Annotated in this window: 1 pseudogene; it reads right to left on the reverse strand. The window is 63.5% G+C overall.

Going from position 1 to position 2,276, the window contains the following annotated elements:
* Positions 1 to 2,276, reverse strand: a pseudogene (locus tag AB5Y68_RS09060) (type I secretion protein); the annotation flags it as partial.

Raw genomic sequence — 2,276 nt, forward strand, 5'->3', positions numbered from 1 at the left:
TCGAATGCGATGTTGACCAGAGGGTCGGCCCCGGCGGTGATGGCCAGATCCCCGGTGAGGGTCTGGGCCGCGCTCCAGTCGCTGTCCTCCACCAGAGTGAGGGAGACGGGGTCGACCTGGGGCAGCACGCCGTCGGTGATATGAATATTGAGGGTGCCAAGGTTGCTCTTGTCCCCGTCAAAATCGGTGCCTTGCACCTGCAGCCCCAGGTTGACGCTGTTGGTGCTGACCGGTTGATCCAGCACGCCGTCGAGCGCCACCTGGTACTTGCCATCCAGCCCCAGAGTCACGGTCAGAATGATCTTGCCGCCCGCATCCAGCAGGGTGATGACATTGCCGTTGACCTGATAGTGGGTCGGCTGGCCGCCGCTGGTGAGGCCATTCAGGCCGGGCTGGTTCGCCTCGAAGTTGAGCGACACCAGGCGATCACTGCCCACATTGACCGGCAACTGGCCATTCAGGGTCTGGCCAGAGGCCCCTTCCTGCAAGGTGACCCCGCTGTCGATGCCAAGGTGAGGATCGGCGGCATCGGTCACATGGATGACGGTATCGCCCTTGCTGACGGTGCCATCGCTGTCCGTCACCTGCATGCCGACACGAATATCGAGCCTGTCGTTCGCGCCGTGATCCAGGTTGGTGTGAGTCACCACCTGATAATCGAAATCCACCTTGGTGTGCGCCGCGACGCTATCGGGCACATTGGGCAGGGTCACGCTCAGCACCAGGGTGCCGCTCGCAGTCACTGCCTGGAAGCTGTGGCCGTTGCTGCCCGGTACGGCCTGCCAGGTGAGGGGCTCGCCATTGTGAGTGACGGGATTGCCGTTGATGTCCATGACCTGACCGCTCAGGACCAGGCGCACATCGACGATGGGATCGGAGTAGGCCTGTACCGTCACCTTGCCCGTGATGAGCTGATCGTCAGCGGTCGCACCATTGGCGGCGCCATCGAAGCGCCCCTCGCTCAGGGTCACGCTGTCGATGGTCACCCCGTTGACGATCGGCCTGACGCCTTCGCTGATGATGATGTCCAGAGTGCCCGTGGTGCTGTCGTTGTTGCCGCCCCCCTTGTCACTGTCAATGATGTCAAGCTTGAGGGGCAGACTCGTCTTGCCGTCACCGCCGCTCTGGTGCACCCCCTGATAAAGGGTCACCTTGTAGTCGAACGTGTTGCTGGCGGCATTGTCCAGCTTGCCCACCAGTTCGACCTGAAGCACCTCGACGCGCACGCCGTTCACGTCCACATAACCCTTGAGGATCTGGTTGCCCGGAATGGCGGGATCCCCGTCCACCAGTTCGTATTTCACCTGCTGACCCAGTGCCATCAGGGGGGGCTGGGAAGCCGGATCGGCGAACGAGACCTGACTCACCCGATCCGACCCCGACTCCAGGGTAAAGTGTCCCGTTTCCGTCAGGGTGTTGCTGCCATCTAGGCTGCTCTCGTTCAGATCTACCCCGCTGCCCGCCACGAAGTGCGGCGCATGGCCGTCCTTGATGGTGAGCGGCAAGTCGGTGGAGACCCTGTCCCCATCCTTGTCGGTCAGGGTGACGGTGAGCGGCAGGTCGAGGGACTCGCTCCCCTGGTGATCCAGCTCGGCCCCCAGGGTCACCTTGGCGGTGACGCTCCAGTTGCCGTTGTTCTCAACGAGGCTCAGCTCGGCCCGCAGCACTTCGCGGCCGTCCGCGCTGGTCCCCACCAGCTCGCCGTTGGCATCCAGGGTGAAGGTCACCGGGCTGCCGTGGCTGCTGTACTTGCCATCCAGGCTCTGCTGAATGGCGGCGATATCGAATTTGAGGCTGCTCGTGTCGAGCGCATCAGCCCCGTGGCTCACGGTGAAGCTCATGTGGCTCACCACATCCTTCGCCCCCTGGTTCGCCTCCGTCATCTCGGTACCGGTCACGGCGCTGATGACCGGATTGGCCCCGTCGCCGATGGAAACGCTCAGGGTGGAGGAGACGGTGTCGCCGTCACTGTCGGTCAGGGTAAAGCCCGCCTTGAGCAGGCTGTCTGCACTCCCCTGATCCAGCGGCTGGTTCAGGGTAAAGACATAGTGACCGTTCTGATCCAGCGTCAACGTGAAGACGTTCTGGCCGTTGACGGCGCCGCTGATGCTGTTGCCGCTGATGGTGATGACCACGGGCTGGCCACCGCTGGTGAGCCCTTGCAGGCCGGGCTGGCTGGCATCGAATGCGATGTTGACCAGAGGGTCGGCCCCGGCGGTGATGGCCAGATCCCCGGTGAGGGTCTGGGCCGCGCTCCAGTCGCTGTCCTCCACCAG

The organism is Aeromonas sp. R6-1, assembly GCF_040908165.1.
In the GTDB taxonomy this organism is placed as follows: domain Bacteria; phylum Pseudomonadota; class Gammaproteobacteria; order Enterobacterales; family Aeromonadaceae; genus Aeromonas; species Aeromonas caviae.